We start from the raw sequence: 26,833 nt of genomic DNA, 5'->3' as shown, positions 1-26,833 counted from the left end.
CGGCGGTGTTTCATGGCAATCTAGGCAGGCACAACACGAGTCGCCCAGCATGCCCAGTCTTACCGCCACATTCCGCCCGGCCACCGGGTTGTCCAACCCTCACCTGCAAACCCTTTGGGGCCCGCTGTGGCGCAAACTGCCTGCACTTGAACGCAAGCGCGAGCGCCTGTGGCTGGCCGATGGCGACTTCATGGACCTCGACTGGCACGGGCCCCACCAGCCAGATACACCGCTGGTGCTGGTGCTGCACGGCCTGACCGGTTCGTCCCATTCGCCTTATGTCAAAGGCCTGCAGCAGGCGCTCGATGCCCGCGGCTGGGCCAGCGTTGCGGTGAACTGGCGTGGCTGCTCGGGGGAGCCGAACCTGCTGGCACGCAGTTACCATTCCGGGGCCAGCGGGGACCTGGCCGAGGTCGTCGCCCACCTGCGCGCTCAACGCCCGCTGGCCCCCTTGTATGCCGTCGGCTATTCACTGGGCGGCAATGTGCTGCTGAAGTACCTGGGTGAAAGTGGCAGCGCCAGCCAACTGCAGGCGGCCGTGGCGGTTTCCGTACCGTTTCGCCTGGATCAGTGCGCCGACCGCATCGGCCAAGGCTTTTCCAAGGTGTATCAGGCGCATTTCATGCGTGAAATGATGGCCTATGTGCAGGTCAAACAACGGCATTTCCGCGCACAGGGCCATCATGAAGGCCTGGCCGCGCTCGACCAGCTCGGGTCGTTGCGCAAGCTGCGTACCTTCTGGGATTTTGACGGCAAGGTGACCGCGCCACTCAACGGTTTTGACGATGTACACGACTACTATCGTCGCTCATCCAGCCGCTACTATCTCGGGGAAAACCGCACGCCGACGCTGATCATCCAGGCAAACGATGATCCGTTCGTATACCGCCACAGCCTGCCCACCCCCAGCGAGCTGACGCCGCAAACTCAGTTCGAGCTGCATGAGCGGGGCGGGCATGTGGGGTTTGTCGAAGGCAGCCTGCGAAATCCGGGGTATTACCTTGAGCGGCGGATTCCGCAGTGGCTGGTGGATAGGCGATAACCCGGCGTATCAGTCGCCCGTGGCAACCTGATGCGCCGGATCATTGATCCACTCACTCCACGACCCGGCATACAGCCTGCCCAACGGATACCCCGCCAATGCCAGGGCAAACAGGTTATGGCAAGCCGTCACTCCCGAACCGCAATACGCCACCAGGTGTTCCGGTGAACGCCCCGCCAGCTTCTCGGCAAAGCGCTGCCTGAGCTGCTCTGGCGCCAGGAAACGCCCATCTTCGCCCAGGTTGTCGGTGAAGGCTGCGCACTGAGCGCCGGGAATATGCCCGGCCACCGGGTCGATCGGCTCCACATCCCCACGAAAACGCGGCAAGGCACGCGCATCGATCAGCGTCAGCTTGGGGCTTGCAAGCTCAGTGGCCAAGTGCTCGGCGTCAATCAGCAGTCTGGTATCCGGCTCGCCGCTGAACGTACCCTCATAGCGTGCCGGTGCGTCCAGGCTCAATGGCTGGCCCGCGGCGTGCCAGGCCTTGAGGCCTCCGTCGAGAATCGCCACACCTGTGCGTTTACCCAACCAGGCCAGCAGCCACCAGGCACGGGCGGCAAAGGCACCAGGCCCATCGTCGTAGAGCACCACCTCGCTGTCATTGTCCAGCCCCCACTCACGCAAACGCTCGACCAGCCGCTGCGGATCAGGCAAGGGATGGCGGCCGGTCTTGCCCTTGCTTACCGGCCCACTCAGATCGCGCTCCAGGTCGGCGAAGTGCGCCCCGGCGATATGCCCCTCGGCATAGCTGCGTTGGCCGTAATCCACGTCTTCCAAGGCAAACCGACAATCGAGGATCACCAACTTGGGCGAGCCCAGGCGCTCGGCCAGTTGCTGCGGGGTGATCAATTGCGCAAGGGGCATGACAATCTCCTGATCGATGGCACGAAGGCTCTGGGTTAACGTTCCAGAGCCTGGTTGAACGGAACATGGAATTCCTGGCACAAGGCATCCACGGCACTGCGGGCGTTGGCGGTGACGAAGCCGAGTTCCAGTACCAGTACCTGATAGACGCCACGCTTGAAGGCTTCTTCACCCAGGTGAGCGGAGTGCTCGCGCGTGGTGCTGAGAAAGCGGACCCAAGAAGTAAGCACGATCCAGGCGTTGATGGTCAGCGATTCGATCTGCGCAGGTGCCATGACCAGAATGCCGGCCTCGACGAAGCCCCGATAGATCGCCTGGCCCTGGCGCAGGCAACGTTCGGAAAAGCGCCGGTAACGGGCAGCCAGCTCAGGGTCGCTGTCGAGCAGGTGCTCGAGGTCACGGTGCAGGAACCGGTAGCTCCACATCGCTGCGAGCAACGCCTTGAGATAGAAACGCTTGTCTTCGACGGTGGCGGCGCGCCCCTGCGGCGGGCGCAGGAAGCTGTCCACCAGCTCTTCGTACTGGCTGAACAGCAGGGCGATGATCGCCTGCTTGTTGGGGAAGTGGTAGTAGAGGTTGCCGGGCGAAATTTCCATGTGCGCAGCAATGTGGTTGGTACTCACGCTACGCTCGCCTTGCTGGTTGAACAGCTCAAGGCTGTTCTGCACGATGCGCTCTCGGGTCTTCATGCGCGGGGCCATGCTCAGCTCCCAGTCTGCAGGCTTACGGTAAGGGTCCATATTACGGGGTAACAGGGCCCGGATGCACCGTGCGGTGGCGGGAAAAATATTCGTACCATCGTCCCGATTAGAGTATAGGCTCTAGAGATTCTCTAGCCCCGATGAGAGCCGCCGTGACTTCACCTATCGCCGTGCCTCCCTTGCAGTCCGACGACCTGGCGGCCACGTTCGCCACCCAGCGCAAAGCATTTGCGGGCAACCCCATGGCGCCCCTGGCCCAACGCCGGCAATGGCTGAAAAGCCTGCGCGAGGCTGTGCTGGCGGATCAACAACGGCTGATAGAGGCGATCGATACGGACTTTTCCGGCCGCAGCGCCGACGAAACCCTGCTGGCCGAACTGTTGCCCTCGGTACAAGGTATTCGCCATGCCGAGCGCCACCTCAAGCGCTGGATGCGACCCGCAAGGCGAACCGTAGGCCTGGCCTTCCAGCCGGCCAGCGCCCGCGTGCTGTATCAGCCGCTTGGCGTAGTTGGCATCATCGTGCCGTGGAACTACCCGCTGTTTCTCGCCATCGGCCCGCTGACCTGCGCCCTGGCCGCCGGCAACCGGGTGATGCTCAAGCTCAGTGAGGCCACACCTGCCAGCGCCCTGGCGCTGAAAACCTTGCTTGAGCGGGTATTCCCGCACGAGCTGGTCAGCGTGGTGCTGGGCGAGGTGGAAGTCGGCCAGGCGTTTGCCCGGCTACCCTTCGATCACCTGCTGTTCACCGGTGCCACCAGCGTCGGGCGCCAGGTCATGCTGGCCGCGGCACAAAACCTGACCCCGGTCACACTGGAGCTTGGCGGCAAGTCGCCAGCCATCGTTTCGTCCAGCGTGCCGCTGGACAGCGCCGCCGAGCGTATCGCGTTCGGCAAGACCCTCAATGCCGGCCAGACTTGCGTCGCCCCAGACTACGTCCTGGTACCACGCGAGCGCCTGAACGCCTTCAGCGATGCCTACCGCAGGGCGGTCCACCGGTTGTACCCGCGCATCGCCGACAACCCCGACTACAGCGCCATCATCAATCCGAGGCAATTGCAGCGCCTGCAACACCTGCTGGATGACGCCCGCAGCAAAGGCGCGCAGATCATCGACCTGTACCCGGACGAGCCCCGCCAAGGCAGGCGCCTGCCGCCGCAGCTGCTACTGGAGGTGAACGACAGCATGCAGGTGATGCAGGACGAAATCTTTGGCCCGCTGCTGCCGGTAGTGCCCTATGACAGCCTCGACGGCGCACTGGCCTACATCAATGAACGGCCACGCCCACTGGCGCTGTACTACTTCGGCTACGACCGTGCCGAGCAGGAATATGTACTGCAGCACAGCCACTCCGGTGGTGTATGCCTCAACGACACACTGCTGCATGTGGCTCAGGACGACCTGCCGTTCGGCGGCATCGGCCCCTCGGGCATGGGCCACTACCACGGCCACGACGGCTTCCTGACCTTCAGCAAGGCCAAGGCAGTGCTGGCCAAGCAGCGCCTGAACGCCGCACGCCTGATCTACCCGCCGTATGGCAAGGCCTTGCAGCGCCTGGTCTACAAACTGTTCATCCGCTGAGGGCCGGGCCATGCAGCGGCGCGAATTCATGCGTTTCAGCCTGGGAGCCAGTGTGTTTCTGGCCAGCGCCAGCCTGGTCGGCTGCAGCCCTCAGGCGCCTGCAACCGGATACCACGTATTGCGCGATGACGACCTGCCATTGCTGCGGGCACTGATCCCGGTGGTGCTTGCCGGTACTTCGGCAAGCGCAGCACTGGTGCTGCCCACTCTCGACGCCAAACTGGCGGCACTGTCCCCGCAAATGCTCAAGCTCACCCGGCAATTGTTCGATGTGCTCAACCTGCCGCTGACCCGTGGCCCACTGACCGGGGTCTGGGGCGCCTGGGAACAGGCCAGTGAACAGCAGATTGCGGGGTTTCTGCAACGCTGGCAGGACAGTTCGCTGAACCTGCTGCGCATGGGGCACTCGTCGATCGTGCAACTACTGACGATGGCCTGGTACGAGCGCCCGGAAAGTTGGACCGCCTGTGGTTACCCCGGACCGCCGAAAATCTGACCAACAACAAGAGCATCTTCAATGCCTGTCATCGACCCGTTTCGCCAAGGCCTCGAACGCGGCTGGATCACCTACGACGGCTCACGCCTGGGGCAGGACCTCAGCCTGCAAGCCGACATTGCCGTGATAGGCAGCGGTGCCGGCGGCGCCACCAGCGCGCAGATGCTCAGTGCCGCAGGTTTCAAGGTACTGCTGATCGAGGAAGGCCCGCTCAAGACCAGCAGTGACTTCCACCTGCTTGAGAATGAGGCCTACGCCAGTCTCTACCAGGAAGGCCTGGGCAGGATGAGCAAGGACGGCGCCATCACCATTCTGCAGGGCCGTGCGGTAGGCGGCACCACGCTGGTCAACTGGACCTCCAGCTTTCGCACGCCCGCGCCGACCTTGGCCCACTGGGCCACGGCCCACAACGTAAAAGGGCTGGACAACGACGCGCTACGCCCCTGGTTCGAACGCATCGAGCAAGACCTCGGCATTACGCCTTGGGCGGTGCCGCCAAACGCCAACAACGACGTACTGCGCCGTGGGTGTGAACGGCTCGGCTACCGATGGGCCGTGATTGCGCGCAATGTCCGGGGGTGCTGGAACCTTGGCTATTGCGGCATGGGTTGCCCGGTCAACGCCAAACAATCGATGCTGGTGACGCGCATTCCAGCCATGCTCGACAAGGGCGGCGAGCTGCTGTACCTGGCCCGGGCCGAACGCTTCGAGCATGACGGCGAGCGCATCGAGCATCTGCGCTGCCAAGGGCTGGATGCTCAAGGGATACACACCAACGGGCGCTGCATCACTGTGCGCGCACGCCACTACATCCTCGCAGGCGGCGGCATCAACAGCCCCGCCCTGCTGCTGCGTTCCAAGGCTCCTGACCCCCACGAGCGCCTGGGCAAGCGGACCTTCCTGCACCTGGTCAACTTCAGCGCGGCACGCTTCGACGCACGCATCGACCCTTACTACGGCGCCCCGCAATCCATCTACAGTGACCACTTCCAATGGCAGGACGGCGTCGATGGCGCGGTCGGCTACAAACTTGAAGTGCCGCCCCTGCACCCGGCGCTGGCCAGCACCTTGCTCGGTGGCGATGGTGTCGTAAATGCCCGGCGCATGGCCGAGCTGCCGCATACCCACGTCATGCTTGCGCTGTTGCGCGACGGTTTCCACCCCGAAAGCACGGGCGGCGCGGTGGAACTGCGTGGCGATGGCTCACCGGTGCTCGATTACCCGGTCACCGACTACTTGCAAGACGGCCTGCGCCGCGCCTTTCACAGCATGGCGCAGATCCAGTTCGCAGCAGGCGCCACGCAGGTTACACCCGCGCACAGCGATGCCCGCGCTGCTGCCAGCCTGGCGCAGGCCCAACGCATGATCGACGGTTTGCGCCTGGAGCCGTTCCATACGCGGCTGGGCAGCGCCCACGTAATGGGCGGCTGCGCAATGGGCGAAGATCCACGTCACGCGGTGTGCGACAGCCTGGGCCGTCACCATCAGCTGGAAAACCTGTCGATTCACGACGGCTCGCTGTTCCCGACCAGCATCGGTGCCAACCCACAACTGTCGGTCTACGCCATCAGCGCGAAGCTCACCGACGCCCTGATAGCCCGCCTGGCACAGAGTGCATGACAACAAATGCCCCTGCTGTCTATAGTGCCATCAGCCGGCCGCATGACTTGGCCGGGCGCAATCGCTGCGCTACCATCCGACTCCCCAACGCACTCCAGCCAGGATGACGCGATGAACCGAGTGTTGTACCCGGGTACTTTCGACCCTATTACCAAGGGCCATGGCGACCTGGTCGAGCGCGCCTCGCGGCTGTTCGACCACGTGATCATCGCAGTGGCAGCCAGCCCGAAGAAAAACCCGCTGTTCCCGCTGGAACAACGGGTAGCGCTGGCCCGTGAGGTCACCAGGCACCTGCCCAATGTCGAAGTCATCGGCTTCTCCACCCTGCTTGCGCATTTTGCCAAGGAACAGGGCGCCAACGTCTTCTTGCGTGGGCTGAGGGCAGTGTCCGACTTCGAATACGAATTCCAGCTGGCGAACATGAATCGGCAACTGGCGCCAGAGGTCGAAAGCCTGTTCCTCACGCCTTCGGAGCGCTATTCGTTCATTTCCTCGACCCTGGTCCGGGAAATCGCAGCGCTGGGCGGCGACATCACCAAGTTCGTGCACCCGGTGGTGGCCGAGGCCCTGACTGAGCGTTTCAAGAAGTAAGCCTGAGCGCTGATTATCGCGCCCGCGTGCACTGCGGGCGCGAATGCGGCACAATTGTGCCCATTGCGTTGAACATGCCCGGGCGGTGAGCCCCGGCCGGAGTCCCCATGTCCCTGATAATCACCGACGATTGCATCAACTGCGACGTCTGCGAACCCGAGTGCCCGAACGAGGCCATCTCCCAAGGCGAAGAGATCTACGTGATCGATCCGAACCTGTGCACCCAGTGCGTGGGTCACTACGACGAGCCGCAGTGCCAGCAGGTCTGCCCGGTCGACTGCATCCCGCTGGATGAGGCGCACCCGGAAACCGAAGAGCAGCTGATGGCCAAGTACCGCCGGATTACCGGCAAGGCTTGAACGCTGCGCTGCTCCTGATGGCCCAATCGCCGGCTAGCCGGCGATTGGGCCATGCCATTCAACGCTGGCAACGCGGGCAGTAAACGCTGGCCCGTTGCCCAAGCTTGGCCTCGCGCAAGGCAGTGCCACACAGCTTGCAAGGCATTCCGCCCCGGCCGTACACGAACAGTTCCTGCTGGAAATACCCAGGCTGCCCGTCGCCGCCAATGAAATCGCGCAAGGTCGTACCCCCTTGCTCGATGGCTGCCGCCAGCACGCGCTTTATCTCGATGGCCAGTTTCAGGTAACGGGCACGGGAGATTCCGCCCGCCTCACGGCGCGGGTCGATACCGGCGGCAAACAGCGCCTCGGTCGCGTAGATATTGCCCACGCCCACCACCACCGCGTTATCCATGATGAAAGGCTTGACGGCCATCGTCCGCCCGCGCGACAGCTGAAACAGACGCTCGCCGTCGAACAGGTCGGTCAACGGCTCTGGGCCCAGACGCAGCAGCAACTCGTGATTGAGCGGGTCGAGGCTCCAGAGCATGGCACCGAACCGGCGTGGGTCGGTGTAGCGCAGCATCAGCCCCGACTCCAGCTCGATATCGACGTGCTCATGCTTGGCCGCCGGTAGCCCCATCTGCACCAGACGCAGGTTGCCCGACATGCCCAGATGGCTGATCAAGGTGCCGACCTCGGCATTGATCAGCAGGTACTTGGCGCGCCGCTCGACGCTGAGAATACGCTGCCCGGACAAACGCACGTCCAGGTCCTCGGGGATTGGCCAGCGCAAGCGCCGGTCTCGCACCACCACGCGGCTGACCCGCTGGCCTTCCAGGTGCGGTGCGATACCGCGCCGCGTAGTCTCGACTTCGGGTAATTCCGGCATGAATCAGTGCCCGCCCAGCTCGCGAATGGTCTGTTTGAGGTTCTCGAAGTCGTACTCCGACAAACCGATGTAGTCCAGTACCAGCGGGCCGACCGCATTCCACTCATGGTCGACATGCTGGTTGCCCAAGACCCGGCAGGACGCACAGATGTGTTCGGCCATCTTCAGCACCGCCAGCAGGTTCTTCAGCTGGCTCTGGGTGTTGCGCGGCGACTCCTCGCGGAACACGGCCAGGGCATTGTGATGGTTGGCGATGGCCGCGCTGATGTGCTCCGGCAGGCGCCAGGACTTGGCGGTGAAATAGCCGACCACCGAATGATTGGTGTTGAATGCACGGTTCTCGGTGTCGACCACGCGTGTTTGCGCATCAGCCTTGGCGTAGGCCTCCTCCAGTACATCCATATAGTTGGGGAAACGCTTGAGCATCAGCGGGACGCCGCAATCATGGAACAGCCCGAGGGTGTAGGCCTCGTCCGCCGCCTGGATGCCGGTGCGCTTGGCCAGTGTCAGGCAGGTCATGGCAACGTCCTGGGCCGTGTCCCAGAAGCGGTTGAGGGTAACGATGGTCTCGTCGCTCATTTCGCCCTTGATCGACTGGGCGTTGATCAGGTTGATGATCGAACGGCTACCCAGCAGGTTCACCGCACGCTGGATCGAACCGATCTTGTTGGACAGCCCGAAGTGCGGCGAGTTGACCAGCTTGAGCAAGGCACCGGACAGGCCCGGGTCCTGGGAAATCAGCTTGGCGATGGTTTCCAGGTCCGGGTCGGGCATGTACTGCTCGAACTGCAGGTCGACCATGATCTGCGGTTGCGGCGGGATGGTAATGCCTTGCAAGGCTTGCTGGATCTGTTCGGCGCTGAGTTCTTGGGACATACGTACATACTCGTTGAGGACGGGGGATTCTAACCCTGTAGGTCGCTCGACTTGTAGCGCTTGTGCCCGCGAACAGGCAGGGCAGTTTGTCGTACCCTGCACCGAATCAAGGGCCAACCGGTTATACTCCCGCTCTTTTTTCCCGGAGCGACGTCATGTCCCTGCCCAGCCTTCGCCTCAAAGCCAATGCCGACCGCCGCCTGCGCGCCGGCCACCTGTGGGTCTACAGCAACGAAGTCGATGTCACCGCGACGCCGCTGCAGGGCTTTCAGGCCGGCCAACAGGCGATCCTCGAGGCCGCCAACGGCAAGCCGCTGGGTATCGTGGCGCTGAGCCCGAACAACCTGATCTGCGCCCGCCTGCTGTCACGCGATGCCAAGCTGCCGCTGGACAAGTCGCTGCTGGTACACCGCCTCAACGTCGCCCTGTCCCTGCGCCAGCGCCTGTTCGACCAGCCGTGCTACCGCCTGGTCTATGGTGATTCCGACCTGCTGCCGGGCCTGGTGGTCGACCGCTTCTTCGACATTCTCGTGGTGCAACTGGCCTCGGCCACCATGGAACTGCACAAGGACGACGTGATCGCCGCCCTGGTCCAGGTCCTCAAGCCCAGCGGCATCCTGTTCAAGAACGATTCCGCCGCCCGTGACGCCGAAGGCTTGCAGCGTTACGTCGAAACCGTCTACGGCGAAGTGCCGGACTGGGTCCCGCTGGAAGAAAACGGCGTGAAGTTCGAAGCGCCAGTACGCGAAGGCCAGAAGACCGGCTGGTTCTATGACCACCGCATGAACCGCGCGCGCCTGGCGCCCTACGTCAAAGGCAAGCGTGTGCTCGACCTGTTCAGCTACATCGGTGGTTGGGGCGTGCAGGCCGGCGCATTCGGCGCCAGCGAAGTGTTCTGCGTGGATGCCTCGGGCTTTGCACTGGATGGCGTGGAGCGTAACGCCGCGCTCAATGGCATCAGCGAAAAACTGACCTGCATCGAAGGCGACGTGTTCGAGGCTCTGCGCGAGCTGAAGGCCGCTGAAGAGCGCTTCGATGTGATCATTGCCGACCCACCCGCGTTCATCAAGCGCAAGAAAGACCTGAAAAACGGCGAAGCCGCCTACCGCCGCCTCAACGAACAGGCCATGCGCATGCTGACCAAGGACGGCATCCTGGTCAGTGCTTCGTGCTCGATGCACCTGCCCGAAGACGACCTGAACAACATCCTGCTGACCAGCGCCCGCCACCTGGACCGCAACCTGCAAATGCTCGAACGCGGCGGCCAGGGCCCGGACCACCCGGTTCACCCGGCCATCGCTGAAACCCGCTATATCAAGAGCATTACCTGCCGGTTGCTGCCCAACAGCTGATTCACGTCCAAGGGGCCGCGCTGCGGCCCCTTGGGTGCCTCAGATGCCCAGCACGTAAGAAGCAATACCGAAATACACCAGCACCCCTGCCGCATCGGCGATAGAGGTCACCAGCGGCCCGCTGGCAGTGGCCGGGTCGAGCTTGAGCCTGGTGAACATGAAGGGCAGGCTCATGCCAATCAGGCTGCCCAGCAGGACGATCACCAGCATGCTGCTGGCAACGATCAAGGCGACATCCGCCCCTCCGCGCAGCGCCCCCAGCGATGCCACCGCCACTGCCATGGTGCCGCCCAGCGCCAGCGCCACAGCGCATTCACGTGCCAGCATGCGCAACCAGTCGCGCATCACCACCTCACCCGTTGCCAAGCCACGCACCATCAATGTCGCCGACTGCGCGCCCGCGTTGCCACCGCTGTCCACCAACAGCGGCAGGAAAAACACCAGGACGATATGCGCGGCAATGGTTTGCTCGAATGCCGCGATCCCCGCCCCCGAAAACAGATTGCCGAACACCAGCAGCACCAGCCACAGCACCCGCTTGCGGTACAGCAGGCTGACAGTGGCGTCCCTGAGATTGCCCACGTGGTTGGTGATGGAGGCGCCCTTGTGGAAGTCCTCGGTAGCCTCTTCGACGACCACATCGAGTGCGTCATCGCAGGTCACCAGGCCGACCAAACGGCCGGCCTCATCCAGCACCGGCACCGCCAGCAGGTCGTGCTCGCGGATCAACCGCGCCACTTCCTCCTGGCGGGTCGAGGTACAGACGCAGATGACCTTGCGCACCATGAGCTGCTCGATCGGCTGTTCACGCGCCGCAAGGATAAGCTCGCGCAGGGAAAGCGAACCCAGCAGGTTGCGTTTCTCGTCGAGCACATAGGACTGATAGATGGTTTCGGCATCTGCGGCCTCGCGGCGCAGCATGTCGATCGCCTGGCTGGCAGTGAGGCCGGCATCCAGACACGAATACTCGCTGGTCATCAGGTAACCGGCTGTGCCCTCGGGGTAGCCTTCAGGATGAAGCAGGCCATCACGACGCGCCTGTGCAGCCTGACGCAGGTCGAACGGGGAAACGACGAAATCGGAAGTGTGTTGCATGAGATTCTCCAGGCGCCGACGCAGGCACCCGTAAACCTCAGCCACACGAGCTCAAGCCTTCGGAAGCCCTGGCGACGGCGCGCTCAGTGCCAATTTGCAGGTTCTGTATGAACTGAAACTGGGAAGGTCCATTGAGGTGTTGTCTCGTGATACCGCACATGCGGCGCGGCGGATAATAAGCAGCCAATGCGCACCTGTCAGCTGCGCACCGGGCTTTTCAGATCGGTCCTACAAAGTGCCGGTCATGCTCCCCAAGCCACCGCCCAGACACATCGCCATTCCCTCGCCGCGCCAGCGGTGTAGAATCGGGCTATTCATCGCCAGTCATCCCCGGCGGGTTTATGAGCTCTGGTCGAGCACGCGGCGATCCCGTTGTGTCTTCGGCCCCATCCGTGCCAGTGGCAACCGGCCTAAGGCGCATAGGAAAAGAGAAGCTCACTCCCCTTTTTGTGACCTGATTAAGCCGCCAGGAGTGCTTCATGCCTGATTATCGTTCCAAGACTTCCACCCAAGGCCGCAACATGGCCGGCGCCCGTGCCCTGTGGCGCGCCACCGGGATGAAGGACGAAGATTTCAAGAAACCGATCATCGCCATCGCCAACTCGTTCACCCAGTTCGTCCCGGGCCATGTGCACCTGAAGGACCTGGGCCAACTGGTCGCCCGCGAGATCGAACGCGCCGGTGGCGTGGCCAAAGAGTTCAACACCATTGCGGTCGATGACGGCATCGCCATGGGCCATGACGGCATGCTGTACTCCCTGCCCAGCCGCGAGATCATCGCCGACGCCGTGGAATACATGGTCAACGCCCACTGCGCCGACGCCATCGTGTGCATTTCCAACTGCGACAAGATCACCCCCGGCATGCTGATGGCCGCCCTGCGCCTGAACATCCCGGTGATCTTCGTGTCCGGCGGCCCGATGGAAGCGGGCAAGACCAAACTGGCCAGCCACGGCCTGGACCTGGTCGACGCCATGGTCATTGCTGCAGACTCCTCGGCCTCCGACGAAAAGGTTGCCGAGTACGAGCGCAGCGCCTGCCCGACCTGCGGTTCCTGCTCCGGCATGTTCACCGCCAACTCCATGAACTGCCTGACCGAAGCACTCGGCCTGGCCTTGCCTGGCAACGGTTCGACCCTGGCCACCCACGCCGACCGTGAGCAGCTGTTCCTCACCGCCGGCCGTACGATCGTCGAGTTGTGCAAGCGCTACTACGGCGAGAACGACGAGTCGGTCCTGCCGCGCAGCATCGCCAACTTCAAGGCGTTCGAAAACGCCATGATGCTCGACATCGCCATGGGCGGTTCGACCAACACCATCCTGCACCTGCTGGCCGCAGCGCAGGAAGGCGAGGTGGCATTCGACCTGCGTGACATCGACCGCCTGTCGCGCAAAGTGCCGCAGCTGTGCAAAGTGGCGCCGAACATCCAGAAGTACCACATGGAAGACGTCCACCGCGCCGGCGGCATCTTCAGCATCCTCGGTTCGCTGGCCCGCGGCGGCCTGCTGCACACCGACCTGCCTACGGTACACAGCCGCAGCATGGAAGAGGCCATCGCCAAGTGGGATATCACCCAGACCGACGATGAGGCGGTGCACACCTTCTTCAAAGCCGGCCCGGCGGGTATTCCGACCCAGACGGCCTTCAGCCAGTCGACCCGTTGGGAAACCCTGGACGACGACCGTGAAAACGGCTGCATCCGCAGCTTCGAACATGCCTACTCACAGGAAGGCGGCCTGGCCGTGCTGTACGGCAACATCGCCCTGGACGGCTGCGTGGTGAAAACCGCAGGTGTCGATGAGTCGATCCACGTGTTCGAAGGCAACGCTAAAATCTTCGAAAGCCAGGACAGCGCGGTGCGCGGCATCCTCGCCGACGAAGTGAAGGCCGGTGACATCGTCATCATCCGCTACGAAGGCCCGAAAGGCGGCCCGGGCATGCAAGAAATGCTCTACCCGACTTCGTACCTGAAATCCAAAGGCCTGGGCAAAGCTTGCGCGTTGCTCACCGATGGCCGCTTCTCGGGTGGTACTTCGGGCCTGTCGATCGGCCATGCCTCACCAGAAGCCGCCGCTGGTGGCGCCATCGGCCTGGTACGTGACGGCGACAAGGTATTGATCGACATCCCCAACCGTTCGATCAACCTGCAGGTCAGTGATGAAGAGCTGGCTGCACGCCGCGTGGAGCAGGACAAGAAAGGCTGGAAACCGACCGAAGTGCGCCCACGCAAGGTGACCACCGCGCTGAAAGCTTACGCCCTGCTGGCGACCAGTGCCGACAAGGGTGCTGTGCGCAACAAGGCAATGCTTGAAGGGCTGTGAGGCCTTGATGACGTGAAGAAACCGGCCCCCTGAGCCCTAGTGCCAGGCAGTCAAGTGATTTAGGGCCGCTTTGCGGCCCTATCGCCGGCAAGCCGGCTCCCACAGGTACCCCGCTGCTCTCAAGCTCAGCGCAAACCCAGTGGGAGCCGGCTTGCCGGCGATAGGGCCGGTAAATCCGATGCAAGACTCAAAAGAAAGCCCCGCAAAGATAATCCTGGCTAGAAAATTCGCACGAGTGGCATTCGCCCTGAGGAAAAATCAGAACGAATAGGTCACCAAAGGCGCGAAAATGGCTTGCTGATAACCATAGAGTCTCCCACAGGTACAGCGCACACCTCAGGAACTGCGCGGTCCATGTGGGCCTGCACAGGCATCCAATGGCCTACTGAATCTGCTTCGGCGTGACGATCACCCAGTTCTTGTCCGCTGTCACAGGCAACCCCGCCTTGGCCTGGGCCGCCGCGTTCCTGGCGATCATCCCGTTCAACTGGTCCATGTTCTTGGCCTTGCGGTTTATCCACAGGTGGATACCGCCCCTGTCAATATCCACGCCCTGAAACTGCATGTAGCCATCACTGGCCGGGGTATCACCGCCCACCAGCACCCTCTTCTTCCACTCATCGATATACGTGAGGATCGCCGCCTGCTTGGCCGCCTCGGCTGGCTAATGCTTGAGCTCAGTGGCTCCGCTTTCGATACTGAACAGCAGGGACAAACCGATGGCCAAGGCTTTCGGAGCAAACCTCATGTACGAATCCCCTGAAATGATCGGGAAAAACTAGACCATCAAACCACCCGAGCGCCCCTCCACTGCGACGCTCATACAATTGTAAACGTCGTGTTCATTGCTATTTGCGACCACCTGTTATTCCATAAACGACTAAGCAAATTACCTTTGGGTATAAATTCGTTTGTTTTCAGGCTGTTAGCATTTCCGTTCGCAATCGCTCACAGAGGCGATGCCTCTTCTGCTTTTTCCTGGAGCTTCAATGAACCTGCCGCTGTCTCTCAACCTGCTGGTGTTCCTGGCCTTGCTGCTGGGCCTGGCGCAAACTCGCCATACCGACTGGAGCCTGGCCAAGAAAGTCCTGCTCGGCCTGGCATTGGGTGTGGGCTTCGGCCTGGTGCTGCACACCCTCTACGGTGCCGGCCACCCGGTACTAAAGGCCACCATCGGCTGGCTGGATCTGGTCGGCAACGGCTATGTCGGCTTGCTGCAGATGATCGTCATGCCGCTGATCTTCGCCTCGATCCTCAGCGCCGTGGCCCGCCTGCACAACGCCTCCGCGCTTGGCCGCATCAGCGTCCTGACCATCGGCACACTGCTGCTGACCACTGCCATCGCTGCGCTGATCGGTGTCGCCCTGACCAATCTGTTCGGCCTGAGCGCCGAGGGGCTGGTGGCAGGCGTACAGGAAAGCGCACGCCTGCAGGCCATCCACAGTGACTATGCCGGCAAGGTCGCCGACCTCAACATCCCGCAACTGCTGCTTTCGTTCATCCCAAGCAATCCGGTAGGCGACCTGGCACGGGCCAAGCCGACCTCGATCATCAGCGTGGTGATCTTCGCAGTGTTCGTCGGGCTGGCCGCGCTGCAGCTGATCAAGGATGACTCCGAGAAGGGCGCACGCGCCCTCTCGGCCATCGATACCCTGCAGGCCTGGGTAATGCGCCTGGTGCGCCTGGTGATGAAGCTGACCCCGTACGGCGTGCTGGCGCTGATGACCAAAGTGGTGGCCAGCTCTAACCTGGACGACATCCTCAAGCTCGGCAGTTTCGTCGTCGTGTCGTACATCGGCCTGGGCCTGATGTTCGTGGTGCACGGCATCATCCTGGCCGCAACCGGCGTCAGCCCGCTGCGCTTCTTGCGCAAGGTATGGCCGGTGCTGACCTTCGCCTTCACCAGCCGCTCCAGCGCGGCGAGCATCCCGTTGAACATCGAGGCGCAGACCCGTCGCCTGGGCGTACCACAGTCGATCGCCAGCTTCAGCGCCTCGTTCGGTGCAACCATTGGCCAGAATGGCTGCGCCGGGCTCTACCCGGCCATGTTGGCGGTGATGGTTGCCCCGGCAGTGGGTATCGACACCTTCGACCCGCTGTGGATCGCGACCTTGGTGGCCATCGTGACCTTGAGTTCCGCTGGCGTTGCCGGCGTGGGCGGCGGTGCGACCTTCGCAGCGCTGATCGTGCTGCCAGCGATGGGGCTGCCGGTCGAGCTGGTGGCACTGCTGATATCGGTTGAGCCGCTGATCGACATGGGCCGAACAGCCTTGAACGTGAACGGCTCGATGACGGCGGGCGTGGTGACCAGCCAGTTGTTGAAAGAAACCGACAAGGATGTGCTGGCCGGCGAAGAGCATGCCGAGCTGAGCCAATCCTGATATAGGCGGGGCTGCGTGCGCAGCCCCAACCACTTCAAGACTTGTCCCACACCTCGAAGTGGTACGCAGGCTTGTCCGCTTCTGCCTGCGGCTCACTCGATGCCAGCTGCCACTGCGCCTTGTCGAACTCCGGGAACCACGCATCCCCTTGCGGCGAAAGCTCCACCCGGGTCAGATACATACGGCTCACCAAGCCCTTTTCCAGGGCCTGAGCGTACAACTGCGCCCCGCCGATCAGCATCAGTTCGTCAACACCCTGCTCACGTGCCCACTGCTCAGCGCGCTCCAGCGCATCTTCGAGCGAAGCGAACACTTCGGCGCCGGCCAGCACCAAGCCGGCCTGACGGCTGACCACGATGTTCAGGCGCCCCGGCAGCGGCCTGCCCAGCGAGTCCCAGGTCTTGCGGCCCATGATGATCGGCTTGCCCAGGGTGGTGGCCTTGAAATATTTGAAATCCCCCGGCAAGTGCCAGGGCATGGTGTTGTCGATGCCGATGACGCGGTTCTCGGCGAGGGCCGCAATCAGGCTGAGGGGGAGTGAAGTAGTCATGCCGGCGAGGATAGCAAACCCATGGTGGGTTATGCTTGCGCCCTGAACCGTGTGCAATGGAATACCCTGTGACTGGACATACGCCACTGGACAAGCGCTGGCTCACCGAAGCGGTGCGCCTGCGCGAGGAACACGCCGGCCCCCTGGAGGATCAGGAAGCCAACCGCCACGCCCGCCAGCAGGGCGGCGACCTGGCAGCCCGCATCGAAGCGCGCGCACTGTTCCTGGCAGAACGCGATGGCATGACCACTGCCCTGCAGCACTGGAAACAAGGCGCACGCCTGGCCCTGCTGGCGTTGCTGCTGTTGGCCATACTCAGCGGCGCGGGCCTTGCCTTTGCCGCCCTCGGCGATGGCCTGCGCCCGGTCAACGTGTTCTGGGCGCTGGGCAGCCTGCTCGGGCTCAACCTGCTGATGCTTCTGGGCTGGGCCGCCGGGCTGGCCTTGAGTGGCGAACATGGCGCCAGCCTCGGACGGCTGTGGCTCTGGCTGAGCGAACGCTTCGCGCGCGACGCCAAGGCCGTACACCTGGCGCCAGCACTGCTGGTGCTACTGCAGCGCCAGCGCCTCAACCGCTGGTTGCTTGGCCTGCTCGTACACAGCTTGTGGCTGGCGGCCATGCTCAGTGCGCTGACACTGCTGCTGGTGTTGCTTGCCACCCGGCGCTACGGCTTCGTCTGGGAAACCACCCTGCTCGCCCCCGAGCCCTTCATCACCCTTACCCAAACGCTTGGTGCCCTGCCCTCATTGCTCGGCTTTGCCGTGCCGGACGAGGGCATGATCCGCGCCAGCGGCGACACCCAGCTTGCCGTTGATATCGCCCGCCAGGCCTGGGCCAGCTGGCTGCTGGGCGTAGTGTTGGTTTATGGCCTGCTGCCGCGCCTGCTGTTGGCTGGCTTGTGCCTTTGGCGCTGGTACCAAGGTCGCCGACGCCTGGCCCTGGACCTCAGCCTGCCCGGCTATGCCCAACTGCGCGATGCACTGATGCCCCGCAGCGAACGGATTGGTGTGCAGGACTCCGCCCCCGAAGCGTTGCCACAGTTCCAGGCAGGTCAACTGGAAACCGGCAGCAGTGGAGCCTTGCTGGTCGGCCTCGAATTGGACGACCAGCGCCCATGGCCGCCTGCGCTGGCCAAGGGGGTGACCGACGCCGGCGTACTCGACAGCCGGGAATCGCGCAACCGGCTGCTCGAGCAGCTGAGCCGCTTCCCTCCTGCACGCCTGGCCATCGCCTGCGACCCCCGCCGCTCACCTGACCGCGGCAGCCTGGCACTTCTGGCAGAGCTGGCACGCAATGCCGGTGCCACGCGCATCTGGTTGTTGCAGGCTGCCCCAGGCCAGGTCCTGGACGCCGAGCGCCTGGGGGACTGGCATGAAGCCCTCGACCGCCTGGGCCTGCCCCACGCCGACACCGCCCCCATGAGCTGGCTGGAGCATGGCCATGACTGAGCCCCTGAAACTGGCCGTGGTCGGCCACACCAATGTCGGCAAGACCTCGCTGCTGCGCACCCTGACCCGCGATGTCGGCTTCGGTGAGGTGTCTCATCGCCCGAGCACCACCCGCCACGTCGAGGGCGCGCGCCTTTCGGTGGACGGTGAGCCGCTGCTTGAGCTCTACGATACCCCCGGGCTGGAAGATGCCATTGCCTTGCTCGACTACCTGGAACGCCTCGAACGGCCGGGCGAGCGCCTGGACGGCCCGGCACGGCTGGAGCGCTTTCTGCAGGGCAGCGAAGCACGCCAGCGCTTCGAGCAGGAAGCCAAGGTGCTGCGCCAGTTGCTGGCAAGCAATGCCGGCCTGTATGTGATCGACGCGCGCGAGCCGGTGCTGGCCAAATACCGCGACGAACTGGAGGTGCTGGCCAGTTGCGGCAAGCCATTGCTGCCGGTGCTCAACTTCGTCGCCAGCAGCCAGCATCGCGAACCTGAATGGCGCGAGGCCCTGGCCCGCCTCGGGCTGCATGCGCTGGTAAGGTTCGACAGCGTTGCGCCCCCTGAAGACGGCGAGCGCCGCCTTTACGAGAGCTTGGCATTGCTGCTGGAAGACGCCCGCCCCGCCCTGCAGCGGCTGATCGACGACCAGCAGGCACAGCGGCTGGCCCGCCAGCACAGCGGTAAACGGCTGATCGCTGAGCTGCTGCTCGACTGCGCAGCATGTCGGCGCAGCGTCGAAGCTGAACCAGCGGCTGAAGCCAAGGCCATCGAGGCCTTGCGCCAGGAGGTGCGCCAGCGAGAACAGCGCTGCGTCGAAGCGCTTCTGAAGCTCTACGGTTTCCGTCGCGAAGATGCCAATGCCGGTGACCTGCCGCTGTTGAACGGGCGCTGGGGCGATGACCTGTTCAACCCCGAAACCTTGAAGCTATTGGGCGTACGCCTGGGCAGCGGCGTGGCGGCAGGGGCTGCGGCCGGCGCGGGGGTCGACTTGCTGGTCGGTGGCCTTACGCTCGGTGCTGCCGCCTTGGCCGGAGCCATTGCCGGCGGAGCCCTGCAGACTGCACGCAACTATGGCGCACGGTTGATGGGCAAACTGAAGGGCCAGCGCGAGCTGACGGTGGACGATACGGTGTTGCGGCTATTGGCGTTGCGTCAGCAACAGTTGATGGCAGCACTGGATAGCCGCGGGCATGCAGCACAGAACAGTATTCGCCTGAATGAGCCGGACGAGAAAACCTGGCGTGAAGGCAAGCTTCCCGAGGCGCTGAGCAAAGCGCGGGCGCATCCGCAGTGGTCGACGCTCAATCCGGGAGCGCGAGTGAACCAGACTGAGCGGCAGGAACAGCTGGAAGCACTGGTATTGCAGATTTGAGCTGCCTGTTCCAGCCTGATCGCGGGTAAACCCGCGCCCTCAGGTTTGGCACTGCCAACCTGAGGGCACAGGCCCCGCAGAGCTTACTGCTGCGCCACCTTCTCCGACTTGCCGTCATAACGCTTGCGCCACTCGGCCAGGATCTGGTCGCGGTTCTTCGAAGCCCAGGCGAAGTCGTTCTTGATCAGGCGCTGCTCGTAGTCCGCGGGGAGCTCGGTTTGCGGTTTGGCAATACCCGGGGCAGCGAGTACAGCGAAGTTCTCTTTGTACAGTTCCATGGCCGCAGGGCTTGCCGAGAAATCCGCCAGCCGCTTGGCGGCATCAGCCTTCGGTGAACCTTTGATCACTGCAGTCGCCTCGATCTCCCAGCCCAGGCCTTCCTTGGGCAGGACGATATCCAGTGGCGCGCCCTGGCGCTTGAGCTGCACCGCCGGGTACTCGAAGGAGATACCGATCGGGAACTCCCCTGCCGCAGCCAGCTTGCAAGGCTTGGAGCCGGAATGGACGTACTGGCCGATGTTCTGGTGCAGCGCGTCCATATAGGCCCAGCCCTGAGGCTCGCCAAAGGTCTGCAGCCACGCGCTCACATCCAGGAAACCGGTACCGGACGACGCCGGGTTCGGCATCACGATCTTGCCCTTGTACTCCGGCTTGGTCAGGTCCTGCCAGCTCACCGGTTTGCTCAGGCCCTGCTTCTGGGCCTCGATGGTATTGAAGCAGATCGTCGCGGCCCAAACGTCCATGCCGACCCACGCCGGAGGGTTGGCGGCGTCACGGTAGTTGGCGGAGATCTTGCCCAGGTCTTTCGGTGCATAGGCTTCGAGCATGCCGTTCTGGTCGAGGATGGCCAGGCTGGAAGCCGCCAGCCCCCAAACCGCATCGGCCTGCGGGCGCTCTTTCTCGGCCAGCAGCTTGGCAGTGATGATGCCGGTGGAGTCACGCACCCACTTGATTTCGATGTCCGGGTTGGCCTTTTCGAAGGCCTGCTTGTAGGTCTTGAGCTGCTCGGCTTCCAGGGCGGTGTAGACGGTCAGCTGCGTAGTGGCGGCCGAAGCCTGCAGGCTGAATACAGCGGTCACGGCAGCGGCAAGTGCGAGGGGCTTGAACATGATGCGTTTCCTGTCAGTGTGGGCAGTCGGTCAATGGCCGGGAGCGCGCTGGCGCCAGGCCTGGGAGCGGCGCAGCAGGCCGCGGGAAGCGCCGGCCAGCAGCAGCGATGCAGCCGCACTGGTCAGCAGGATCAAGGTCGACATGGCGGCAGCGCCGCCGACATTGCCGGCATCGTCCATGTTCAGCACGGCGACGGCGGCGAGGATGGTGTCGGGGCTGTACAGGAAGATTGCCGCCGATACCGTGGTCATGGCCGAGACGAACAGATAACGGATGATGTCCAGCAGTGCGGGCAGGCAGATCGGCACGGTCACCCGCACGAAGTGCTTGTACAACGGCGCCTTGAGCGACAGCGCGGCGGCCTCGAACTCCCCATCGAGCTGGCGCAACGCCGTGGTTGCGGTCATCTGCGCAGTGGTCAGGTAGTGGGCGATGGTGCACACCACCAACAGCCCCATGCCGCCATAGAAAACGTGCAGTGGGTTGCCATTGAGGTTGAAGAAGAAGACATAGCCCAGGCCCAGCACCAACCCCGGTACCGCCATGGGGATGAAGCTGAGCAGGCGCAGGGCCTGGTTGAGCAAACGCTGGCCCTGGGTTTTCTCCATCAGGTAGGCACCGGCAAAGATCACCATGCTGCCGATCAGCGCGGTGCCGATGGCCATGGTCACGCTGTTGCGATAGGCCAGCCAGCCACCGCCGGCGGTGTCTTCGAACATGTAGTGCTTGAACGACAAGGTCAGGTTGTAGGGCCAGAAGGTCACCAGTGACGAGTACACCGCCATGCCGATCACGCCCACCAGCACCGTGCATACCAGCAGGACGATCACCAGATAGCAGGCATCACGCCCGGGCGACGGCTTGGGTTCGAATACCTGGGCACGACCACTCATGGCCTCGCCCTGGCGGCGACGCAGCCAGGCATCGACCGCAAAGCTCAGCAATGCCGGCACCAGCAGCACCATGCCGATCAATGCACCCCGGCCGAACTGCTGCTGGCCGACGACCGCCTTGTAGGCCTCGAGCGCCAGCACCTGGTAGTCGCCACCGACAACCACCGGTACACCGAAATCGGTGATGGTCAGGGTGAACACCAGGCAGAACGCCGCGAACACCGCCTGGCGCGTTGCCGGCCAGGTAATGCTGCGAAACGCCCGCGACGCCCCGGCCCCCATGCTGGAGGCGGCATCGAACAACCGTGCATCGGCCAGCGACAAGGCCGACAGCAGGATCATCAGCGCATGCGGGAAGGTGTAGATGGCCTCCCCCAGGACAATGCCCCAGAAGCCATAGATGTTGTCACTGAGCAACCCGCGCAGCAGGCCTTGGTTACCGAACAGGTAGACCAGGGCAATCGCCGGCAACATCGACGGTGCCAGCAGTGGCAGCAGCGAGATACCCCGCCACAGCCCCTTGGCCGGGATCAGCGTGCGCTGCAAGGCATAAGCGAACAGGTATGCCAGGGGGACCACGATCGCGGCAACCGTGAAGGCAACCGACAAGCTGTTGCCAAGCAGCCAGTGGAAGTTGTCGCTGGCAAACAGTTCACGGGCCGCCAGCAGACCGCCACCCTGGCCGGCATCGCCGCTGAAGCCGCGCCAGAAGATCGCCAGCAACGGCATCAGCACCGCCAGCAACAGCAAGGCCAGCAGCAGGCACTTGCCACCGACGACGAACAGCCGATCACCGAATGCAACATCATTGCGCGCTGTGTGCTTGGGCTGGGCCAGCGGCAAAGGCATGGGCGCGGCCATCTCAGGCAAACACCTGCAGGCTCTGCGGCGGCAGGGCCACCCAGATGTCCTGCGAGCCCAAGTGTGGCATGGCTTCTGGCGCCAGTTCGGCGAGCAGCGGATGGCCCGGCAGGGCCTTGAATTCAAAGCTCATGCGGCAGCGGTTGCCGAGGAATGTGATTTCGCGGACCTTGGCCGGGAACAGGTTTTCTTCATGCACCACCGGGTTGACAGTGATGGCCTCCGGGCGGCAGAACAACCGGCCGCTGCTGGCCCGCGGCGCACCCGCTGCCAGGCGCATGCTCATGGCGCCCACCTGGGCATGGCTGTCGCCAGTACGCTGAAACGGCAGCCAGTTGCCCTGGCCAACGAACTCGGCAACGAACGGCGTGGACGGCTGATCGTAGATTTCCTGAGGGGTGGCGTACTGCTCGACCTGGCCGTTGTTCATCACCGCAATGCGGTCGGCCATCAGCATGGCTTCGTCCTGGTTGTGGGTGACCATCAGCGTGGTGATACCCAGTTGACGCTGCAGCTGTCGAAGTTCGGTGCACAGGTGCTCACGCACACGCGCATCCAGCGCCGACATAGGCTCGTCGAGCAACAGCAGCGAAGGCGACGGGGCCAGGGCACGGGCCAACGCAACCCGCTGCTGTTGCCCCCCGGACAATTGCCCGGGGTATTTCTTTTCACTGCCGGCCAGGCCTACCAGGTCCAGCATCTCGGCTACGCGCTGGCGGCTTTCTTCACGGCCACTGCGGTTCAGGCCGTAGGCAATGTTGGCTTCGACGGTGAGGTTGGGGAACAGCGCGTAAGATTGAAAGAGGATGCCGTAGTCACGCGCCTGGGGGGGCAATTCGCTGATGTCACGCTCACCGATGTACAACTCGCCACGGTCTTGGCGTTCCAGCCCTGCGATGCAGCGCAGCAGGGTGGTCTTGCCGCAGCCGGAAGGGCCGAGCAGGCAAACCAGCTCGCCGGCGGCGATGTCCAGGGAGACTTCGTTCAACGCCGTGAAGGCGCCGAAACGCTTGTGGATACCGCGCACTTTCATTTGTGCGCCCGGGGTGGCGTGGTTCATGGCAAAGCCTCATCGAGCAGATGTGGCCATGCTAGAAAGGCTGTGCGAAGGTTCTGTGGCGGCGAGGCAAAAGCGGGCGATAGTGGTATAGGCAGATTTTGTAGTGACGTTGCAGGTTCAGAACTGCGACCCCACCACTTCCTGCGCCACCCCGAGAAAGGCTGCCGGCAACCGGGCCTGGCGTCTTTCCTTAAGGCAGTACAGGTACTCATGCATCACCGGCGCATCTTCCAGTGTCAGCACCCGCAGCTCCGAGTTGTGCGGCACCTCGTGCCGGGCAATCACGCTGATGCCGATATTGCGCAGCACCGCCTCACGGATCGACTCGCGGCTGCCGATTTCCAGCACCGCTTCGGCCTTCACCCCAGCGCCGTGCATCATTTCTTCGGTGAGTTTGCGCGTGGTCGAACCTTTCTCGCGCATCAGCAGGCATTGCCCTGCTACCACCTCGATAGACACCACCTGACGCTGCGCCAGCGGGTGATTGCGGTGCACCGCCACCACCAGCGGGTCAGTGCCCAGCACGCGCCTCACCAGGCGAGCATCCTCCACCAACTGTGACGAGGCGGCGAGATCGACGCGGTAGTCCTCCAGCATCTCCAGCACCTGCTGCGAATTACCGATCTCCACGGCCACGCCCACCTGTGGCAAGCGCTCACGGAAGATCTTCACCAGATCGAGGATGTAATACGGCGCGGTGGCAGCGATGCGCAGGTTGCCTTGGGCATGGCCGCTGTTGCGCAGCTCGAACTCGATGTCGGCTTCCTGTTGCAGCAGTGCCTTGACCATTGGCAGCAGGCGCACGCCCTCCTCGCTCAGCACCAGGCGCCGGCCGCCGCGGTAGAACAGCTCCACCGCGTACTGGCTTTCGAGGTTGCGGATCTGGGTGGTCACCGTCGGCTGGCTGAGGCCAAGCTTCTTCGCCGCCAGTGTGATGCTGCCCAGGCGGGCCACCATGTAGAAGGCTTTGAGCTCGGCACTCAGCATTGCTGGGCTCCGCAGCCGCAAAAGCAGCCGTAAGCAGAGGCAGCGCTGTGTAGTTTCATAAGTCTGGATTCCACCTCGATCAGCTTGTAGCTTGCAGCTGCTACTTGCGCAAAAGGCGCAGGCCGTTGAACACCACCAGCAGGCTTACGCCCATGTCGGCGAACACCGCCATCCACAGCGTGGCCATGCCGGCAAAGGTGATTGCCAGGAAGATGGCCTTGATGCCCAACGCCAGCACGATGTTCTGCTTAAGGATCGCCGCACTTTGCCGCGACAGCCTGACGAAGGCCGGGATTTTGCGCAAGTCGTCATCCATCAGCGCCACATCGGCGGTCTCGATGGCGGTGTCGGTACCGGCAGCCGCCATGGCGAAACCGATCTCGGCACGGGCCAGCGCCGGCGCATCGTTGATGCCATCACCGACCATGCCAACCCGGTGCCCCTGGGCGTAGAGCTGCTCGATCGTGCTCAGCTTGTCGGCAGGGAGCAGGTTGCCTTCGGCGCGGTCGATACCGACCTGGGCAGCGATGGCCTGGGCGGTATGGGGATTGTCGCCGGTAAGCATGACAGTCTTGATGCCCAGCGCGTGCAGCTCGGCGATGGCCTCACGGCTGCTGTCCTTGACCGTGTCGGCAACGGCAAACAGCGCCAGCGGGCCAGAGCGGTCGAGCAACAGCACCACGGTCTTGCCTTGGCGCTCGAGTTGGTCCAACTGTGCTTCGAGCTGCGGTGAGCACAAGCCCAGCTCTTCGACCAGACGATGGTTGCCCAGGTGATAGGTTTCGCCATCGATGTCACCACGCACACCGCGCCCCGCCAAGGCAGCGAACGCGCTGACCTCACTCAGGGCCAGCCCCTGCGCCCTGGCCAACTGGGCGATGGCAGCCGATACCGGGTGGTCTGAGCGCTCGGCCAGGCTTGCCGCCAGTGCCTGGGCGCGGCCTTCGAACAATGGGTCTAGCACCTTGGTATCGGTCTGCACCGGCTTGCCGTGGGTGAGAGTTCCAGTCTTGTCCAGGGCCAGGAAGTCCAGCTTGCGGCCCCCTTCCAGGTACACCCCCCCCTTGATCAGGATGCCCTTGCGCGCCGCAGCCGCCAGGCCACTGACAATGGTCACCGGGGTGGAAATCACCAGGGCACATGGGCAGGCCACCACCAACAGCACCAAGGCGCGGTAGACCCAGTCGAACCAGGCGCCGGCCATGAACAGCGGCGGGATGAGCGCTACGGCCAAAGCCAGGGCGAACACCACAGGCGTGTAGATGCGCGAGAAGGTATCGACGAAACGCTGGGTAGGCGCTCGAGCGCCCTGCGCCTGCTCCACGGCCTTGATGATACGGGCCAATGTGGAATGCCCTGCCACTGCAGTTACCCGGTACTCCAGAGCGCCGGCCTGGTTGATGGTGCCGGCGAACAGCTTGTCGCCAGGGGCCTTGTCCACAGGCAGGCTCTCGCCGGTGATCGGTGCCTGATCGACGCTGGATTGCCCACTGACCACTTCACCGTCCAGGCCGATACGCTCACCGGGGCGTACCCGCACGAGCGCACCGATCGACACGTGGCGCACCTCGGCCTCACGCCATTGGCCATCGGCCTGCTGCACCGTGGCCATGTCCGGCGTAAGCTGCATCAGACCACTGATGGCATGGCGCGCACGGTCAAGTGAACGTGCCTCGATCAGTTCGGCGATGGTGAACAGCACCATGACCATGGCCGCCTCAGGCCACTGGCCGATCAGCACGGCACCGGTCACGGCAATGCTCATCAGCGCGTTGATGTTCAGGTTGCGGTTTTTAAGGGCAATCCAGCCCTTCTTGTAGGTGCCCAGGCCACAGCCAAGGATCGCTGCCAGCGCCAGCGCGGCTACCACCCACTCGGGCGCCAGCGCGCTGAAATGGATGATTTCGGCGGCGACCGCCGCGATACCGGACAATGCCAATGGCCACCAGCGAGTCTTGGCTCGCGCGGGTGCGATCACGCCACCCTCATCCTCTACAGCCAGCGGTTCTGCCTTCATGCCCAGGCTTTCGATGGCCCGCTCGATCTCAGCAGTACCATCCAAGGTATGGCGCACGCCCAGCACGCGGTTGATCAGGTTGAACTCCAGCTGCTCGATGCCGGCCAGCTTGCCGAGCTTGTCCTGGATCAGGGTCTGTTCTGTCGGGCAGTCCATGGCTTGTATGCGAAAACGGCTGAGCCGGGCCTGGTCACTGGCCTTTTCGCTCAATTGCACAAACGCAGGCGCCGCACTGGAACCGCAGCAACTGTGCGCATGTGCGTCGTGGCAATGGCTTTTACCGGCGTTGACGTGGTCATGGTCATGCACGTGTTCGTGGCTGACAGGCTGGTTCATGGGGTCATCCTTAGTGAGCACCTGTTGCCAAGTGAACACCCTGTAGCCACTATAGGGTCAAGCCA

General features: G+C 63.4%; 22 protein-coding genes and 1 pseudogene. 11 read left to right on the top strand and 12 right to left on the bottom strand.

The window, feature by feature from the left end:
- Positions 1 to 49: 49 nt before the first annotated feature.
- A complete protein-coding gene (locus EGJ09_RS08755) occupies positions 50 to 1,042 on the top strand; it encodes a hydrolase (protein ID WP_115273356.1) in 993 nt (330 codons plus the stop codon).
- Positions 1,043 to 1,051: 9 nt separating this feature from the next.
- On the opposite strand, the gene EGJ09_RS08750 is transcribed toward EGJ09_RS08755, so the two are convergent.
- The gene (locus EGJ09_RS08750) at positions 1,052 to 1,906 is read right to left on the bottom strand and encodes a sulfurtransferase (RefSeq protein WP_125923630.1); all 855 of its coding nucleotides are present in this window, start codon (positions 1,904 to 1,906) and stop codon (positions 1,052 to 1,054) included.
- A 35-nt stretch (positions 1,907 to 1,941) separates the two neighbouring features.
- On the bottom strand, positions 1,942 to 2,607 hold the full coding sequence (locus EGJ09_RS08745; RefSeq protein WP_046787081.1) for a TetR/AcrR family transcriptional regulator: 666 nt from the start codon (positions 2,605 to 2,607) through the stop codon (positions 1,942 to 1,944).
- 152 nt (positions 2,608 to 2,759) lie between these two features.
- On the opposite strand from EGJ09_RS08745, the gene EGJ09_RS08740 reads away from it, so the two are divergent.
- The 5 genes from EGJ09_RS08740 (at position 2,760) to EGJ09_RS08720 (ending at position 7,253) form a co-directional block, all read left to right on the top strand.
- Complete coding sequence (locus EGJ09_RS08740) at positions 2,760 to 4,187, top strand: coniferyl aldehyde dehydrogenase (RefSeq protein WP_125923629.1); 1,428 nt, start codon at positions 2,760 to 2,762, stop codon at positions 4,185 to 4,187.
- 10 nt (positions 4,188 to 4,197) lie between these two features.
- Positions 4,198 to 4,683 carry a twin-arginine translocation pathway signal protein gene (locus tag EGJ09_RS08735; protein WP_125923628.1) on the top strand — a complete coding sequence of 162 codons (486 nt, stop codon included), beginning with the start codon at positions 4,198 to 4,200 and terminating at the stop codon, positions 4,681 to 4,683.
- A gap of 21 nt (positions 4,684 to 4,704) precedes the next feature.
- Positions 4,705 to 6,303 (top strand): GMC family oxidoreductase, encoded by a 1,599-nt coding sequence (locus tag EGJ09_RS08730; RefSeq protein ID WP_125923627.1) that lies wholly within the window; start codon positions 4,705 to 4,707, stop codon positions 6,301 to 6,303.
- A gap of 111 nt (positions 6,304 to 6,414) precedes the next feature.
- Positions 6,415 to 6,894, top strand: a complete 480-nt coding sequence (gene coaD, locus EGJ09_RS08725) for a pantetheine-phosphate adenylyltransferase (RefSeq protein ID WP_039601221.1) — start codon at positions 6,415 to 6,417, stop codon at positions 6,892 to 6,894.
- 107 nt (positions 6,895 to 7,001) lie between these two features.
- The gene (locus EGJ09_RS08720; protein ID WP_009683359.1) at positions 7,002 to 7,253 is read left to right on the top strand and encodes a YfhL family 4Fe-4S dicluster ferredoxin; all 252 of its coding nucleotides are present in this window, start codon (positions 7,002 to 7,004) and stop codon (positions 7,251 to 7,253) included.
- Between the two features lie 58 nt (positions 7,254 to 7,311).
- Here the strand turns inward: EGJ09_RS08720 and mutM are convergent, their stop codons facing one another.
- Together mutM and EGJ09_RS08710 are read right to left on the bottom strand one after the other, a co-directional pair.
- Complete coding sequence (mutM, locus tag EGJ09_RS08715; RefSeq protein WP_115273352.1) at positions 7,312 to 8,124, bottom strand: bifunctional DNA-formamidopyrimidine glycosylase/DNA-(apurinic or apyrimidinic site) lyase; 813 nt, start codon at positions 8,122 to 8,124, stop codon at positions 7,312 to 7,314.
- A gap of 3 nt (positions 8,125 to 8,127) precedes the next feature.
- A complete protein-coding gene (locus tag EGJ09_RS08710) occupies positions 8,128 to 8,946 on the bottom strand; it encodes an HDOD domain-containing protein (protein ID WP_174141113.1) in 819 nt (272 codons plus the stop codon).
- A 209-nt stretch (positions 8,947 to 9,155) separates the two neighbouring features.
- Between EGJ09_RS08710 and EGJ09_RS08705 the strand changes: the two genes are divergently transcribed.
- Positions 9,156 to 10,352 carry a class I SAM-dependent rRNA methyltransferase gene (locus EGJ09_RS08705; RefSeq protein ID WP_046787023.1) on the top strand — a complete coding sequence of 399 codons (1,197 nt, stop codon included), beginning with the start codon at positions 9,156 to 9,158 and terminating at the stop codon, positions 10,350 to 10,352.
- Positions 10,353 to 10,391: 39 nt separating this feature from the next.
- On the opposite strand, the gene mgtE is transcribed toward EGJ09_RS08705, so the two are convergent.
- Positions 10,392 to 11,447, bottom strand: a complete 1,056-nt coding sequence (gene mgtE, locus EGJ09_RS08700) for a magnesium transporter (RefSeq protein WP_125923626.1) — start codon at positions 11,445 to 11,447, stop codon at positions 10,392 to 10,394.
- A gap of 479 nt (positions 11,448 to 11,926) precedes the next feature.
- Between mgtE and ilvD the strand changes: the two genes are divergently transcribed.
- A complete protein-coding gene (ilvD, locus tag EGJ09_RS08695) occupies positions 11,927 to 13,768 on the top strand; it encodes a dihydroxy-acid dehydratase (protein WP_125923625.1) in 1,842 nt (613 codons plus the stop codon).
- 382 nt (positions 13,769 to 14,150) lie between these two features.
- Here ilvD and EGJ09_RS08690 read toward each other — a convergent pair.
- Positions 14,151 to 14,423, bottom strand: a pseudogene (locus EGJ09_RS08690) (haloacid dehalogenase-like hydrolase); the annotation flags it as partial.
- 334 nt (positions 14,424 to 14,757) lie between these two features.
- Here EGJ09_RS08690 and EGJ09_RS08685 point away from each other — a divergent pair.
- Positions 14,758 to 16,149, top strand: coding sequence for an L-cystine transporter (locus EGJ09_RS08685; RefSeq protein WP_125923624.1), 1,392 nt, complete (start codon positions 14,758 to 14,760; stop codon positions 16,147 to 16,149).
- Between the two features lie 34 nt (positions 16,150 to 16,183).
- Here the strand turns inward: EGJ09_RS08685 and EGJ09_RS08680 are convergent, their stop codons facing one another.
- Positions 16,184 to 16,699: a dihydrofolate reductase gene (locus tag EGJ09_RS08680; protein WP_046787018.1), complete on the bottom strand. Its 516-nt coding sequence runs from the start codon at positions 16,697 to 16,699 to the stop codon at positions 16,184 to 16,186.
- Positions 16,700 to 16,755: 56 nt separating this feature from the next.
- Here EGJ09_RS08680 and EGJ09_RS08675 point away from each other — a divergent pair, with 56 nt between their 5' ends.
- Positions 16,756 to 18,147 (top strand): DUF2868 domain-containing protein, encoded by a 1,392-nt coding sequence (locus tag EGJ09_RS08675; protein WP_125923623.1) that lies wholly within the window; start codon positions 16,756 to 16,758, stop codon positions 18,145 to 18,147.
- Positions 18,140 to 19,504: a GTPase/DUF3482 domain-containing protein gene (locus tag EGJ09_RS08670; RefSeq protein ID WP_125923622.1), complete on the top strand. Its 1,365-nt coding sequence runs from the start codon at positions 18,140 to 18,142 to the stop codon at positions 19,502 to 19,504. Before EGJ09_RS08675 ends, EGJ09_RS08670 begins: the two co-directional genes overlap by 8 nt.
- A gap of 83 nt (positions 19,505 to 19,587) precedes the next feature.
- Here the strand turns inward: EGJ09_RS08670 and EGJ09_RS08665 are convergent, their stop codons facing one another.
- The 5 genes from EGJ09_RS08665 to EGJ09_RS08645 form a co-directional block, all read right to left on the bottom strand.
- Complete coding sequence (locus EGJ09_RS08665; protein WP_046787015.1) at positions 19,588 to 20,613, bottom strand: putative 2-aminoethylphosphonate ABC transporter substrate-binding protein; 1,026 nt, start codon at positions 20,611 to 20,613, stop codon at positions 19,588 to 19,590.
- A gap of 30 nt (positions 20,614 to 20,643) precedes the next feature.
- Positions 20,644 to 22,368, bottom strand: coding sequence for a putative 2-aminoethylphosphonate ABC transporter permease subunit (locus tag EGJ09_RS08660; RefSeq protein WP_125923621.1), 1,725 nt, complete (start codon positions 22,366 to 22,368; stop codon positions 20,644 to 20,646).
- A gap of 1 nt (position 22,369) precedes the next feature.
- Positions 22,370 to 23,428 (bottom strand): putative 2-aminoethylphosphonate ABC transporter ATP-binding protein, encoded by a 1,059-nt coding sequence (locus EGJ09_RS08655; RefSeq protein WP_125923620.1) that lies wholly within the window; start codon positions 23,426 to 23,428, stop codon positions 22,370 to 22,372.
- A 117-nt stretch (positions 23,429 to 23,545) separates the two neighbouring features.
- Positions 23,546 to 24,415: a LysR substrate-binding domain-containing protein gene (locus tag EGJ09_RS08650; protein ID WP_046787012.1), complete on the bottom strand. Its 870-nt coding sequence runs from the start codon at positions 24,413 to 24,415 to the stop codon at positions 23,546 to 23,548.
- 100 nt (positions 24,416 to 24,515) lie between these two features.
- Entirely contained in the window at positions 24,516 to 26,768 is a 2,253-nt protein-coding gene (locus EGJ09_RS08645) for a heavy metal translocating P-type ATPase (RefSeq protein WP_125923619.1), read from the bottom strand.
- Positions 26,769 to 26,833: the final 65 nt, after the last annotated feature.

It is taken from the genome of Pseudomonas sp. p106 (assembly GCF_003936645.1).
Classification (GTDB): Bacteria; Pseudomonadota; Gammaproteobacteria; order Pseudomonadales; family Pseudomonadaceae; genus Aquipseudomonas; species Aquipseudomonas putida_E.
This window is presented reverse-complemented; position numbering and strand designations above follow the sequence as displayed.